13 protein-coding genes and 1 pseudogene are annotated in these 13,419 nt (G+C 56.8%); 6 read left to right on the plus strand and 8 right to left on the minus strand.

Going from position 1 to position 13,419, the window contains the following annotated elements; translation table 11 throughout:
• From CH74_RS18120 to CH74_RS03375, 3 genes and pseudogenes are all read right to left on the minus strand, one after another.
• A pseudogene (locus CH74_RS18120) lies at positions 1-344 on the minus strand (sodium:proline symporter); the annotation flags it as partial.
• 598 nt (positions 345-942) lie between these two features.
• Positions 943-1,899, minus strand: a complete 957-nt coding sequence (gene yegS / locus CH74_RS03370; protein WP_048306077.1) for a lipid kinase YegS — start codon at positions 1,897-1,899, stop codon at positions 943-945.
• A gap of 39 nt (positions 1,900-1,938) precedes the next feature.
• The gene (locus CH74_RS03375; RefSeq protein WP_048306078.1) at positions 1,939-2,634 is read right to left on the minus strand and encodes an MgtC/SapB family protein; all 696 of its coding nucleotides are present in this window, start codon (positions 2,632-2,634) and stop codon (positions 1,939-1,941) included.
• Between the two features lie 189 nt (positions 2,635-2,823).
• Here CH74_RS03375 and CH74_RS03380 point away from each other — a divergent pair, with 189 nt between their 5' ends.
• Positions 2,824-3,633, plus strand: a complete 810-nt coding sequence (locus tag CH74_RS03380) for a formate/nitrite transporter family protein (protein WP_082140268.1) — start codon at positions 2,824-2,826, stop codon at positions 3,631-3,633.
• Between the two features lie 90 nt (positions 3,634-3,723).
• Here the strand turns inward: CH74_RS03380 and CH74_RS03385 are convergent, their stop codons facing one another.
• Positions 3,724-5,421 (minus strand): 2-isopropylmalate synthase, encoded by a 1,698-nt coding sequence (locus CH74_RS03385; protein ID WP_048306079.1) that lies wholly within the window; start codon positions 5,419-5,421, stop codon positions 3,724-3,726.
• Positions 5,422-5,680: 259 nt separating this feature from the next.
• Here CH74_RS03385 and CH74_RS03390 point away from each other — a divergent pair, with 259 nt between their 5' ends.
• From CH74_RS03390 to CH74_RS03400, 3 genes are all read left to right on the plus strand, one after another.
• Positions 5,681-6,166 carry an Lrp/AsnC family transcriptional regulator gene (locus tag CH74_RS03390; protein WP_048306080.1) on the plus strand — a complete coding sequence of 162 codons (486 nt, stop codon included), beginning with the start codon at positions 5,681-5,683 and terminating at the stop codon, positions 6,164-6,166.
• A 105-nt stretch (positions 6,167-6,271) separates the two neighbouring features.
• Entirely contained in the window at positions 6,272-6,565 is a 294-nt protein-coding gene (locus CH74_RS03395) for a hypothetical protein (protein WP_048306081.1), read from the plus strand.
• Positions 6,566-6,751: 186 nt separating this feature from the next.
• Positions 6,752-7,174: an invasion associated locus B family protein gene (locus tag CH74_RS03400; RefSeq protein ID WP_253272923.1), complete on the plus strand. Its 423-nt coding sequence runs from the start codon at positions 6,752-6,754 to the stop codon at positions 7,172-7,174.
• 80 nt (positions 7,175-7,254) lie between these two features.
• On the opposite strand, the gene pepN is transcribed toward CH74_RS03400, so the two are convergent.
• The 4 genes from pepN to CH74_RS03420 form a co-directional block, all read right to left on the minus strand.
• On the minus strand, positions 7,255-9,924 hold the full coding sequence (pepN, locus tag CH74_RS03405; RefSeq protein WP_048306123.1) for an aminopeptidase N: 2,670 nt from the start codon (positions 9,922-9,924) through the stop codon (positions 7,255-7,257).
• Positions 9,925-10,019: 95 nt separating this feature from the next.
• Complete coding sequence (locus CH74_RS03410) at positions 10,020-10,517, minus strand: YbaN family protein (protein WP_082140269.1); 498 nt, start codon at positions 10,515-10,517, stop codon at positions 10,020-10,022.
• A 58-nt stretch (positions 10,518-10,575) separates the two neighbouring features.
• Positions 10,576-11,061 carry a YajQ family cyclic di-GMP-binding protein gene (locus tag CH74_RS03415; protein ID WP_048306083.1) on the minus strand — a complete coding sequence of 162 codons (486 nt, stop codon included), beginning with the start codon at positions 11,059-11,061 and terminating at the stop codon, positions 10,576-10,578.
• A gap of 83 nt (positions 11,062-11,144) precedes the next feature.
• A complete protein-coding gene (locus CH74_RS03420) occupies positions 11,145-11,648 on the minus strand; it encodes a GNAT family N-acetyltransferase (protein ID WP_048306125.1) in 504 nt (167 codons plus the stop codon).
• Positions 11,649-11,833: 185 nt separating this feature from the next.
• On the opposite strand from CH74_RS03420, the gene CH74_RS19940 reads away from it, so the two are divergent.
• A complete protein-coding gene (locus tag CH74_RS19940; RefSeq protein ID WP_367379083.1) occupies positions 11,834-12,298 on the plus strand; it encodes a RimK-like ATPgrasp N-terminal domain-containing protein in 465 nt (154 codons plus the stop codon).
• A gap of 128 nt (positions 12,299-12,426) precedes the next feature.
• Positions 12,427-13,317, plus strand: coding sequence for a RimK family alpha-L-glutamate ligase (locus CH74_RS19945; protein ID WP_367379084.1), 891 nt, complete (start codon positions 12,427-12,429; stop codon positions 13,315-13,317).
• Positions 13,318-13,419: the final 102 nt, after the last annotated feature.

The raw sequence follows: 13,419 nt of genomic DNA on the forward strand, positions 1-13,419 counted from the left end.
CCCCAGGGTATGCGCATTGGGCGCCAGTTTGCGAAAACGCTGACCAAAGGGGTAGATGAACAGAATCATCAGCGCGCCCCATAGCCCGTAGTGCAGCGGCCCGGAAACGCCGTAGGTATAGCCGGAGGTAGCAGCAGCGTAGAAGGAGGCGGCCCAGATCCAGGTGGCGGTCATGCTGGCCGCTCCCATGCCGAAGCCAATACGATGATTAGAGACCATGAAGCGTCGGTGTCCTCCTTGCCTTTCTTGATGGTCAAGGTCAACAGATAGGTACCGCCATAGAAGGCTGCCAGCAGGAGCAGTACCGTGAGGGTGGAAAATTGATAAAAGCCTGCGTCGTTCAAAAGAGTATCTCTCGGTTGGGCTGAATGCCGAATTCTTGGCCACGGCATTGCGGCGATCATCTCGATGGACGGCATCAGCGTTGATGGACGGACCAGCGCAGAAACGTTGACGCTATGGTCGTAGCGGAATGTGGCTTACAAAACGCAGACCGACGCTAATCGATCAGGCCTAGACCTTTAGAGCTTAGGGCGATGCCAGAACTCACGGGTTCAAATAAGCAAAAGGCGTTGGTAGAAGCGACATGAAAAGACTGGTCGCTAGGAGCCAGTATTGCGGGGGGTCGCTAAGGATCGCCTTTCTGACGAAAGGAGGCATATGCTCGGGGATTCATGCGTTTGGGAAAGATATCGCCAATCACGGCAACAGCAATGAATAGGTACCCGACTAGAACAGGACTTAGCGAATTGTACTTTGTCATGAACTTTCTCTCCGGCGATAGCGTCATGTCGGTTGACGTTCGTTAACGCTGGTGATGCAGTCATCGGCAAAGCGAGACCAGCGGTGGAGCGAAATAGGCGCCCCACGAGGGCATGACATACTAAAGACAGAGCAATCCCATGTCCAGTTTCCCGGGAAAACTCTCAGCTACGTTCAGCATCAGGCAGTTTCGGTTTGAGCAGGCGATACGGACGACAGCAATGGGCTGCTCGTAGGCAACAGCATACGGATAGCACGTGGTACCAGTGTCACCTCGAATTCGCGCAGAAAACGCGGTTCACCGTCAAGATTGATTGGAAACGCACCATCCGCACGAAAGGCAACACGTGAAGTCCGCACCGTGCGTACAAAATCCCCGCTCTCGGGAATACGCTCGAGCTCGCTCATCAACTGGCGCATTTCACCCAAGGATGAGAAATGGCGCACGATCAGTATGTCCAGCAAACCATCATCAATCTTGGCTTGAGGCGCCAGCTGTTGGCCCCCTCCAGCCTGAGATCCATTGGCGATGGCGAGTAGGAAAAGCGGGGCATCTATCTCCTTCTCCTCACCGTCCTCGTGCCAGCGTATAAGCCCACTGTAGGGCCGATAATGCCAAACCTTGAACATGCCCATCAGTGCGTAGGCGCCGCCACCCAGTACACGCTTGAGCGCTCTTGGTGTCGAGGTGGTCACCTGAGCGCCAAATCCTCCGGAAGCAATGTTGATAAAAAAATCTTCCCCCAGATGCGCTACGTCCACGGCTCTGGATGAGGCGCTGAGTGCTTCGCGCAGAGCGATCGCTGGCTCGAGAGAGAGACCAAGACCTTGAGCAAGATCGTTGGCACTCCCCAACGGCAATATGCCAAGGGATGCACGCTCTGCCTCGTCAAGACGCATCAAGCCATTGACGACCTCGCTGACAGTGCCATCGCCGCCGCCTACGACCAACCGGCCGATTCCTTCATGGCAGGCTTCCTGCGCGTAGTACAAGCCATCTCCTGCCTCCCAGGTAACGCGCACCTGTAGATCGTAGCCCTCTTTACGCAGTGCCTTCACGGCCTCGCGGACTTCGAGATTCTGGGACGACTTGCCATTGAGAATCAAACGCGCCGTACCTGCCATTGTATCGGCCATTCCTGCGTTCCTTACTTATGATGTTGTGCTCTTCAGCAATCATGTCGACGACACTAGCCGATACTCTTGAATGGTATTCGAGTCCCGCAGATAGGCCGCCAGTCTGGCCAAATTCTGCTGATTGTTGGTTTGCAATACCATATGGTAACGATAAAGGGTGCCGCGTTCCCCCAGACTATAGCTCATTGATTTGATGGTGCATCCATGCTCGGTAATCATCTTACGTACCTTCACCTCATCGTCTACCGCATCAATGGCGTAGCACAGCATATGATCGGCGAAGAACTTGCTAGGCAGACGGTTTTCCACCCAGCGAAAGGTCGAAAGCGTCACCAACGTTGCAATGGTTGACACCACCGCAAGATAGAAAAAGCCGATACCAAACAGGATGCCCAACGCCGAGGTAACCCAGATCGATGCTGCCGTAGTCAGACCACGTACCGTCAAGCCTTCCTTGAAAATCACTCCCGCGCCTAGAAACCCGATGCCGGTCATGATGCCTTGCGCCATGCGAGTGGGATCGGTCCGTATTGCCGTCTCCGCCAGGCTGCTGCCTGCCATCCATTCACCCTGGTGTACGGAAACCAGCATCAGCATCGCCGACGCGCCGCATACCAGGGCATGAGTACGAAACCCTGCCGGGCGACCGTGATAGCTGCGCTCCAGCCCAATCAGGCTACCCGCAAGCCAGGCGGTGCCTAGATTGATCATAATCGCTAGTGAAACGTCGGACATGTACCTTCCCTGCATCAATCAACCATGTTTATCTAAAATACAGCTTTCCAAGGAACATCGTTCAGAATTTGATCCTAGAACCTTTTGAATGCAGTTGATCCGCTGAATAAGCGATAAGACGTTGCGGTACTGAATCTTATCGCCCACATTCAAAGACACCTGCTTTCTCCATTGGAAGGAATCGCCCCTTTGTCCACGATCAACGACTCATCTAGCGTCTCCGATTCAGAAAACAACTCTCAACAAACCGAAGTAGCCGCCATACACAAGACGATCCGTACTCAAGGAGAAAAAGAGCTTGGTCGTACCGTTTCGGCGCTGCTGTGGTCGGCCATTGCTGCCGGCCTGTCAATGAGTTTCTCGATGCTGGCCATCGGTTTGATCAAATCGCATCTTCCGGAAAACGATATCGGCGTATTGATTTCCTCGCTGGGATACGCCGTCGGCTTCATCGTGGTCATTCTGGCGCATCAACAGCTCTTTACCGAAAACACCGTTACTGCGGTACTGCCCTTGGTGACCGATCCGGGATTCTACAAGCTTTTCTGTCTGCTGCGTTTATGGAGCGTGGTACTCATCGGCAATCTGATCGGTGTCGCGATCTCCGCCTATCTTCTTTTGGCCATGCCCTTGTTCGATACCCAGACCCACGGCGTTTTCATTGCCCTGGGAGAAAAGATCATGAAAAACGACGTTAGCCAAATGTTCGCCAAAGGCGCCATCGCCGGCTGGATGATTGCGACCATGGTATGGCTGCTACCCGCAGCCGGAGAGGCCAAGGTCTGGGTGATCTTGATCATTACTTCTCTGATCGGCCTTGGGGGATTCACTCACATCATCGTGGGTTCCACGGAGGTGCTGTATCTGGTTTTCGACGGCAAGGCCAGCATGAGCGACTACGCCTTCAAGTTTGCGCTACCGACACTACTGGGTAACGTCCTGGGAGGCACCTTCATCTTTGCATTGATCAGTCATGCCCAAGTTCGCAGCGACAACTGAACAGTCGCGAGCCGCAGCGTGGTGTTTCAAAAAAATCGGCCGCCCTGAAGGCGGCCGATTTCATTAAAAAAAGATAGGCTTCATGAATTTTCAAGCATTCGCGGCCTGAGCCTGTGAAGCGCCGAGTATGTCAGAGGCGGCACTGCTGCGATTGATCGCCGAGAGCACCGCCTTGAGGGAGGCGCTCACCGTATCGCCGTCCTCGGCCATGCCGCTGACCCTTACCCCGTCCACGTTGAGCTGCACGAAGGCGATGGCCACGGCATCGCTCCCTTCCCCCAGCGCGTGCTCGCCATAGTCCACCACGTTGATGTTCTGGCCGGTATGACACTGCCAGGCGTCCATGAAGGCGGAAATCGCTCCGTTTCCCTGGCCTTCGAGCGCAATGGTATCGCCATTATGCATCAAGGTTGCCGTCAATCTTTCAGCGCCTTCCCGATCCAAACGATAGCCCTTTAGGGTCAACGGAGCATCACGCAGGAAGGTATCGAGCAGGATATCCCGAATCATCTGGCTCGAGAGTTCGCCATTGGTTTTTTCGCTGGCAGCTTGAACATGAGGCGCCAGTTCCAAGGTCATCCAGCGCGGCAAGCTGATACCGAAATCCCGCTCGAGCAAGAAGGCCATGCCGCCCTTGCCAGACTGGCTGTTGACACGAATCACCGCCTGATAGTCACGGCCCAGGTCCTTGGGGTCGATGGGCAGATAGGCCACCTGCCAGGCCTCGCCCTCCTGCTGCTTGTGCAGGCACTTGCGAATGGCGTCCTGATGACTGCCGGAGAAGGCGGTGTAGACCAGCTCACCGATCCAGGGGTGACGTGGATGTACCTCCAGGCCAGTGCATTCGGTGCACACCTGAATGATCTCATCCGGGTTGGAAAGATCGAGCTTCGGATCGATGCCCTGGCTGTAGAGATTCATCGCTAAGGTGACGATGTCCATGTTGCCGGTGCGTTCGCCGTTACCCAAGAGCGTTCCCTCGACGCGATCGGCGCCGGCCAGCAGCCCCAGTTCCGCCGCTGCCGCAGCACCGCCTCGGTCATTGTGGGTATGCAGCGAGATGATCGCGCTTTCACGGTTGTTGAGATGAGTGACGAAGTACTCGATCTGATCGGCGAAATGATTGACCGGCCCCACTTCGACGGTGGCCGGCAGGTTGAGAATGCAGGGCTTTTCCGGCGTTGGCTGCCAGACGTCCATCACCGCCTCGCAAATCTCCACGGCGAAATCCAGCTCGGTGCTGGTGAAGCTTTCCGGGGAATACTGGAAGGTCCAGTGGGTGTCCGGATAGCGCGCCGCGTGTTCCATGACCCAGCGAGCGCCCTGCTCGGCGATACCGATGATGCCTTCACGCTCCTGCTCGAAGACCCGCTCACGCTGCACTTTGGAAGTGGAGTTGTAGACGTGAACGATAGCGCGTTTGGCACCCTCCAGTGCGGCAAAGGTCTTCTCGATCAGATGCTCCCGAGCCTGCACCAACACTTGGATGTTTACGCCTTCCGGAATCTGGTCTTCCTCGATCAGCCAGCGCACGAAATCGTAGTCGTGCTGACTGGCTGCAGGAAAACCGATCTCGATTTCCGTCAAACCGACCTTGACCAGCAAGGCCCAAAGTCGCTTCTTCTGCTCCACGCTCATAGGCTCGAGTAGCGCTTGGTTGCCGTCGCGCAGATCGACGCTGGCCCAGTAGGGTGCCTGGGTCAAGGTGCGGGAAGGCCATTGACGATTAATGAGCGGGACCGGCTCTGCCGGCGCGTATTTGCGATGATCAAAAGCAGTAGAAGCCATGGGTCGTGTCCTTGCCGGAGACTGATGCCGGATGTCAGCTTGGCCGGCGAATGTTTGAACGATGTGTCAGACCTTGTGAGTCTAGCGCCGACAAGGGCTCTTGTGGAGCCGCTGCCGGCACAACGGGATTATCGCGATAACGACAGTGTCCAGCTTACGCCATTTGACTACACAGAAGATTGCGAAATAAGATGAGATTTTAGCCTTAAATGGCATAAAATAGCGCTATAAATCAATTGAGCGACACGGAATTTCTCTCTTGCCAACAAACGAGACTTCTACTGCGCTAGATCGCTATGATCGCTACATTCTCGACATCCTGCAGCGCGAAGGCCGCATCAGTAACCAGGAACTGGCGGAGCGTATCGGGCTTTCGCCGTCGCCTTGTCTGCGTCGGGTTCGGGCACTTGAGGAAAACGGGCTGATTACCGGCTATCGCGCTCTGGTGGACGCAAAACGGCTCGGCTACAGCCTGATGGTGCTGCTGCACATCTCAATGGATCGTCACACCCCGGAGCGATTTGCTAATTTTGAGAAGGAAATAGGCGCCTTGCCTCAAGTCCTCGAATGCCTTCTGATTACCGGCCAGGAGGCCGACTATCAGCTCAAGGTGGTGGTACGGGACATGGATGACTACCAGAACCTGCTGCTCAATCGCATCACTCGAATCGAAGGCGTCAGCGGCGTGCATTCAAGCTTCGTGCTGCGCCGAGTGATCGACCATCCCCCGGCACCAACAAGCTGAAGCATATGCATTGATGTCTTCATCAAGAGATGGGAATGAGCAGCCTTGATCAGCAGGAATGTGACATTCTATTCCGATACTCCCGACACACTCCATGGATGATTCATGCAAACTGATGGTTTTTTCAACTGGCTCGGTGAGAGCATTGGCGATGCAATTCGCGCCTTGGTCGATCTTTTTTCGGACTTTTTTGCCAGCATTGGCATTTTCATTTACGAATTCATCGAAGGATTATCCGGCTCTCTAGGTATCAACACGTCGCTGTTCAACATGGTGATGCTGGTGATCGGTCTGCTATTGCTGCTCAAAGGCATTCGCAGCTTCCTGAGTCGTTCCCTCATCGGGGGCATCGTCTGGACGGTGATCGGCCTGCTGGTGCTGAGCTGGCTCATGGCGTGATGAAAACCTTTCCACGCCCATGACGAAGCCCATTCGGTCACGTAAAGTAGCGGGGGTGGACCACAACCAGGGACGACATATCCTATGCTTTCTCGTTTCAAACTACGGCTTGGACTCTTCGCGCTGCTGCTATGCGGCGGGCTTCTCCCTCCAGCCTTCGCACAGCAGGGTCAAGCAGGCCCCAACATGAGCGTCGAAAACTTCCAGGACTGGGAGGTGCGCTGCCCTCAAGATGGCGGCAGTGCAGAACTCTGTTCAATGATGCAGCTGGTCGACAATCCCCAGGGCGGCCAGCCCATCATGCAGGTCATCATGGCCTATCCCAAGGAGCTGGACGCACCAGCGATGGCGTTCATTTTACCTTTGGGTACGCGCCTGGCGCCGGGTCTGCAGCTGGTCGTCGATAGCAACGAGCCAATCAACTTCCCCTATCAAATGTGCCAGGAGCAGGGCTGCCGTGCGGACATCCCGGTCACGGAAACCCTGCGCCAGCAGATGCGAAATGGCACCCGTGCCACCGTCAGCATCATGGGGCCGCGGGGAGAACGCCTAGATCTGCCGGTGTCGCTGCAAGGTTTTACCGCCGCCAACGACCGTATTGCCCGCTGATCTTCATATCAGTAGGCGTAAATAAAACGGGCCGCTCATTCGAGCGGCCCGTTTTATTCGGCATTGGCGAGCTTTCAACGTCAGCCTGCCAAGGCTTTTTCCACCACTTCATAGACGTTCGGCGACAGATCCTCGGCGCGAATACGCTCCAGTTCTGCCTTCATCAGCGCTTGGCGCTGCTCATCGAAGCGCTGCCAGCGGGTGAGCGGGGTGATAATGCGGGCGGCGATCTCCGGGTTGAGCTTGTTGAGCTCGATCACCACGTCCGCCAGCAGCTTATACCCTTCCCCGTCCAGACGGTGGAAGTTGACCCGGTTCTGACCCACGAAGGCGCCGATCAACGCCCGTACCCGATTGGGGTTCTTTAGGGAGAACGCCGGATGCGCCATCAGGTACTTCACGCGATCCAGCGCATCGGATTGCGGCCGGGTGACCTGCAGGCTGAACCATTGATCCATGACCAGCGGGTCATGGGCCCATTTTTCGCCGAAGGCCTTGAGTGCCGGATCGGCGATATCGCCCCTAGAGCTATGCACCAGTAGCGTCAAGGCGGCCCGCACGTCAGTCATGTTGTGATCCGCCTCGAACTGCTGCTGAGCCAGGGCGACTCCCTGCTCGTCCTCGATGCTCATCAGATAGGACAGCGCGACGTTCTTGAGACTGCGCTGGGCGATCTGCCCCGCGCTGGGAGCGTACGCCGCCTCAATCTGGTTGGCTTGATAGATCGCCAGGAACTCGTCCCGCAATGCATAGGCCAGGGACTGCTTGACGAAGCTGCGGGCGGCATGAATGGCATCCACGTCCACCACCGGCTGCTGCTCGGCGATATAGGCTTCGGAGGGTAGTGTCAGCATTTCCGCCAGCACCGCCTTGTCTTCCGTCGGCGTGGTCAGGAGGCTGCGGAAAGCGTCGACGACACGCGAATCCATGACCTTCTCCACCCCGTTGCGGTGGGCGGCGATCAGATCGTCCAGCGCCAGCATGGCCAGTCGCTGCCCGGCGTCCCAGCGATTGAAGCCGTCGACATCATGCATGAGCAGAAAGGCCAACTCGTCGCGCCCATAGGGAAAGCGCAGCTTGGCCGGCGCGGAAAACCCTCTCAGCAGTGACGGGATCGGCGCTTCATCGAGTCCTGTAAAAATAAACGTCTGCTCTTCTTGGCGCAGATGCAGTACGCCGCCCTTGTCCAGATTCGCCTGATCCTCCGGATCTTCCAATGTCAGCCTTAGATCCTCGCCGGACTTGGTACCCACCAGGCCGACCTTCACGGGAAGGTGCAGCGGTTGCTTGTCGGGCTGATCTGCCGTGGCCGGGGTGCGCTGACGCAGGGTCAGATGATACTCACCCTTGGCGTAGTCGTAGTCGCCGCTGGCATCGATTTCCGGGGTGCCGGCCTGGGAATACCAGCGCATGAACTGATCGAGATCGAGCCCTGAGACCTCTGCCATGCAGCCGACGAAATCCTCGATGGTCACCGCCTGGCCGTCGAAACGTTCGAAATAGAGATCCGACCCCTTGCGAAAGGTCTCCCACCCCAGCAGATGGCGCAGCATACGCACGATCTCGGAGCCTTTCTCGTAGATGGTCAGGGTGTAGAAATTGGTGATCTCGATGTAGTGATCCGGGCGTACCGGGTGTGCGGTCGGGCCGGAATCCTCCGCGAACTGGGCGGTACGCAGGAACGAGACGTCCTGGATGCGCTTGACCGGCGCCGAGTTCATGTCCGCGGTAAAGCCTTGATCGCGAAAGACGGTAAAGCCCTCTTTCAGCGACAGCTGGAACCAGTCGCGACAGGTGACCCGGTTGCCGGACCAGTTGTGGAAATACTCGTGGGCCACGACCCCTTCCACTCGCTGAAAGGCGGCGTCCGTGGCGGTCTGGGGATGAGTCAGCACCGCGGCGCTGTTGAAGATGTTGAGACCCTTGTTCTCCATGGCGCCCATGTTGAAATCATCCACGGCGACGATCATGAAGCGGTCGAGATCGTACTCCCGGCCATAGGTCTCTTCGTCCCACTTCATGGATGCCTTGAGAGAACGCATGGCATGCTCGGTCTTGTCCAGGTTCTGCGGCTCGACCCAGATCTGCAGAAGTACTTCGCGCCCGCTCATGGTGGTGAAATGATCCTCAACCTTCTCGAGCTGCCCCGCCACCAGGGCAAACAGGTAGCTGGGCTTGGGATGAGGATCTTCCCAGGTAACGAAATGCTTACCGTTTGGCAGCTCGCCCCGTTCCACCGGGTTACCGTTTGAGAGCAGCACCGGTAGTTGCGTCTTGTCGCCTATCACCGTAGTCGCAAAGGTTGCCATCACGTCCGGACGATCCGGATAGAAGGTAATGCGGCGAAAACCTTCCGCCTCGCACTGGGTGCAGAACATGCCGTTGGACACATAGAGCCCTTGCAGGGCGGTGTTCGAGGCAGGGTCGACAACCACCTCGGTTTCCAGTCGCATCCGCTCCGGCGGGTTGTCGATGGTCAGGGATTTCTCATCGAGCCGGTACTCCCCTTCCTGAAGCTCTTGCCCATCGATGGCAATGCGCTGCAAGGAAAGCTTCTCGCCGTTGAGGGTCAGCGGGCGGCCTGGATCGCTATCCGGATGACGTTCGAGATGCAGCAGGGCAGTTACTCGCGTGTTCGAAGGATCGAGATCAAACTTGAGTTCGGTATGGGTCACTCGAAACGCAGGTGGCTGGTAATCACTCAAATAGGTGGGTTGTGGTTTCTCATTCGTCGGTGCTGCCTGGGACATGGTCATCAACTGAAACTCCTGAATCGAATTGCCGATCATTGTACGCCCCGGGCGTCCCGAGCCTCAAAGAGAGGCCGAAGCCCTGAAAGCAGTGATCAGCGACTCGAGCGTTGGGTGGACAGACGATCACGACAGGATGTCTGGTTATCGGTAGTAGAGGCTTTTCCTGACATAGCGGGTTCTGGCGAGACAGATTCTGGCGAACTTGGGTCGGCACAGACTCCTTGGGTTGGCTCCGGCCGAGTGGCAAGCCACACACCTATCAAGGCAAGCCCCGGAATCAGAATCGCCTGCAACCATCGGGATTCAACACTCAGGGCTATCATCAGCATAGACAGCGCCAGCATGGCGCAGGCGAGATACTTGGCCTGGCGCGAGATAGCGCCTTCAGTTTCCCAGCTGACGATCGGCGGGCCGAAGCGAGGGTGGCAACGAATCCAACGCGCGAACCGAGGCGAGCCCTTGGATGCCAACCAAAGCGCCAACAGCATGAATACCGTCGTGGGCATCAGCGGCAGAAAGGCGCCAATGATACCCAGACCGAAACTGAGGCCCGCCAGGCTCGTGTAAAGCGCGCGTCTCAGCTTCGACATGACGGCCTCCTGATAAAGAGAAGATCACCCTTCCCCGGCAGATTCTCACCTCTTCATTCTAGTCGCGAAAATTATTGAACTGCAGCGGCATGTCGATGGATTTATCGTTCTTCAGCAGCATCATGGTCTCTTGCAGGTCGTCGCGCTTCTTGCCAGTGACCCGTACCTTTTCACCCTGAATCTGGGCCTGCACCTTGAGTTTGGCATCCTTGATCGCCTTGACGATCTTCTTGGCCAATGGCTGATCGATACCTTGACGCAGCACGATTTGTTGACGAGCGCGCACCCCGCTGCTGTCCGCATCCTTTTCTTCCAGACAGCTCACATCGATGCCTCGCGCAATCAGGCGCCCCTTGAGGATGTCGATCATCTGACGCAGCTGGAAATCCGCATCCGCCTCCAGTTTCACGTTCTCGCCTTCCTCGCTGAAGCTTGCGGTGACACCGCGGAAATCGAAGCGAGTTGCAAGCTCCCGATTGGCCTGATCCACTGCGTTGGTCACTTCGTGCTTGTCGAGTTCAGAGACGATATCGAAAGAAGGCATGAAAACTCCGCAATATTCATGGAAAGCATCATGCTAGCCCAAGCGATCATGGTTCGCATCCTCGATCTGGCGAGTGTGACTCTCTAAAATGAGGCCTCTACAGAGTCGTTTGGTTCCAATACTTTATCCATCTGCCAGGCAGCGCAGCCATCACTGTAGTAGTTCTCCAGCCAGCGCCTGGGCAAAAAACCAAGCCGGCGATAGAGGCCGATCGCGCGGCGATTGTCCGCACGTACCTCGAGGATCATCTTGTGTCGGTTGCGTTCAAGAGCTTCCTGTTCAAGCCGCTCTGCCAATCGGCGTCCTATGCCTTCTCCTCGGGCCTCTGGATGAACGCAAAAGGAGTAAAGCCTGGCGCTGGCGCTATTGCGGCGCAAAAGCAGGGTTCCATAGCCAAGCAGGATGCCGCTGTCGTTCTCGACAACCCAGGTGACAGCATGGGCGCGGGTGAGCAAGTGGGTCAGCTGACGACGATTGAAGCGATCTCCCTCGAAGGACTCGATTTCCAGGCGGCAAAGACCATCAAGATCTTCCGGGCGAGCCGGACGCAGTTGGGGCAACACGGCGATTTCATCTCTTGCTGACATGACTATCGTCGGCATTGTGGGGGGTGTTTCGGGGTTTGTCATCACTTTGATTTGAAGCGGATTTCCTTGCAGCAGCGTATTGAACCTGGAGTGAAGCCGGTGCATTCTAGCGCCATTCACGAGCCCCTTACGGGCCGCCAAGGCCTTTGCTTTCTTGGCCTCTTCTTCAGGCAGGATATTGACCCATGTCGCTACTGCGCATCGTCGTCGACCGTATTTCCGACTGGCGCCCTTACTTTCCCACGGATGACCTGATCACCGCTGGTGACTATCTTGCTCAGGCACCCAACCCCCAGCAGGACAGTGCTACCCATGTCATCAATCTGTGTGGTGGCCTGGAGTATCTCGAGACCGGCTATTACGTCTCGCTGCTGGCCCAGGCCCGGGGGCAACGGGTACTGCCGACAGTGGAGACCCTCAATCAGCTTTCGCGCAAGGCGCTTGTTGATCTACAGCTCGAATCCCTGGCCCCGTTGATGGATGAGCTTTCCCGGCGCGGCGCCTTGCAAGGTGATGCGTTCCAATTGAGGCTGATGTTCGGTGAGTGTCTGCAGCCAGGGCTAAGCAAACTGGCCCGCCGACTGTTCGACCGGCTGCCCTGCCCCTTGTTGGAAGCGCGCTTTCAGCATCGCCAGGGCTCTGGCGCCTGACCCGACTCAAACCTGTTTCGCTCTCATCCCTGAACGGTGAAGAGCAGGATCTATTCGCTCAGGCACTTAATCGACATTCTCGCCGGGTATGGCGTACGCCAAAGGCACGGCGCCGCTACCGCTATGACTTGGCAATTTTGATCGATCCGGAAGAAGCCTTACCGCCGAGCAACAAGAGTGCGCTGAAGCAGTTCATTCGCGCCGGGCGCCGGCTGGGCATCGATGTGTCGTTGATCACCAAGCGTGATGAAAGCCGTCTGGCGGAATTCGATGCGCTATTCATTCGCGAGACCACGTCTCTTGATCATCACACCTATCGCATGGCTCGACGCGCCGAGCATGAAGGTCTGGTCGTGATCGATGATCCTCGTTCGATCCTGCGCTGCACCAACAAGGTCTATCTGCATGAGCTGCTCGGCGCCAAAGGCGTACCTACGCCCGGCGGCATACTGCTGCATCGAGACGATCTCAAGCGCCTGCCGGAGAAAACCGCAGGGCTGCAGTTCCCGATGGTGCTCAAGGTGCCGGACGGCGCCTTTTCACGAGGCGTGGTGAAGATCACCTCCGCGGATCAGCTCCCGGCGGAAGCCAGCCACCTGTTCGAGTCCTCCGCCCTGCTGCTGCTACAGGAATGGCTGCCCACGGAGTTCGATTGGCGCATCGGCGTACTCGACGGCAAGGTGCTGTTCGCCAGTCGTTACTACATGGCCCGGGGCCATTGGCAAATCTATGATCATTCCCGAGGCAAGACCCGCAGCGGCGGCTTCACCACTCACGATCCCAAGGAAGCGCCCAAGGCCGTGGTTAGGGCAGCGCTCAAGGCGACTCGCCTGATCGGTGATGGTCTTTATGGGGTGGACATCAAGCAGATCGGCGATCGAGTAGTGGTCATCGAGGTCAATGACAATCCCAACCTGGATGCGGGAATAGAAGACGTCGTATTGGGGCGCGACCTTTATACCAAGGTCATGGAAGTATTTCTGGCAAGAATGGACGCTCGTCGATACCAAGCTTCTTGAAAGCCATTCAAAAACCTGTGCCAACTTCCATACTCGTAAACACGGCTCGCTGCGTTATAGTTTAATTCGCGCAAGTCGAGCCGGGTTTATCATTCCTTTTTC

The sequence above is a fragment of the Halomonas sp. PR-M31 genome (assembly GCF_001039575.1).
GTDB lineage: Bacteria > Pseudomonadota > Gammaproteobacteria > Pseudomonadales > Halomonadaceae > Modicisalibacter.

Coding starts and splice junctions, on each gene's coding strand:
- yegS (WP_048306077.1), bottom strand. CDS start 1,899: ATGGCCGATACAATGGCAGGTACGGCGCGTTTGATTCTCAATGGCAAG.
- CH74_RS03375 (WP_048306078.1), bottom strand. CDS start 2,634: ATGTCCGACGTTTCACTAGCGATTATGATCAATCTAGGCACCGCCTGG.
- CH74_RS03385 (WP_048306079.1), bottom strand. CDS start 5,421: ATGGCTTCTACTGCTTTTGATCATCGCAAATACGCGCCGGCAGAGCCG.
- CH74_RS03395 (WP_048306081.1), top strand. CDS start 6,272: ATGCAAACTGATGGTTTTTTCAACTGGCTCGGTGAGAGCATTGGCGAT.
- CH74_RS03400 (WP_253272923.1), top strand. CDS start 6,752: ATGAGCGTCGAAAACTTCCAGGACTGGGAGGTGCGCTGCCCTCAAGAT.
- pepN (WP_048306123.1), bottom strand. CDS start 9,924: ATGTCCCAGGCAGCACCGACGAATGAGAAACCACAACCCACCTATTTG.
- CH74_RS03410 (WP_082140269.1), bottom strand. CDS start 10,517: ATGTCGAAGCTGAGACGCGCGCTTTACACGAGCCTGGCGGGCCTCAGT.
- CH74_RS03415 (WP_048306083.1), bottom strand. CDS start 11,061: ATGCCTTCTTTCGATATCGTCTCTGAACTCGACAAGCACGAAGTGACC.
- CH74_RS03420 (WP_048306125.1), bottom strand. CDS start 11,648: ATGTCAGCAAGAGATGAAATCGCCGTGTTGCCCCAACTGCGTCCGGCT.
- CH74_RS19940 (WP_367379083.1), top strand. CDS start 11,834: ATGTCGCTACTGCGCATCGTCGTCGACCGTATTTCCGACTGGCGCCCT.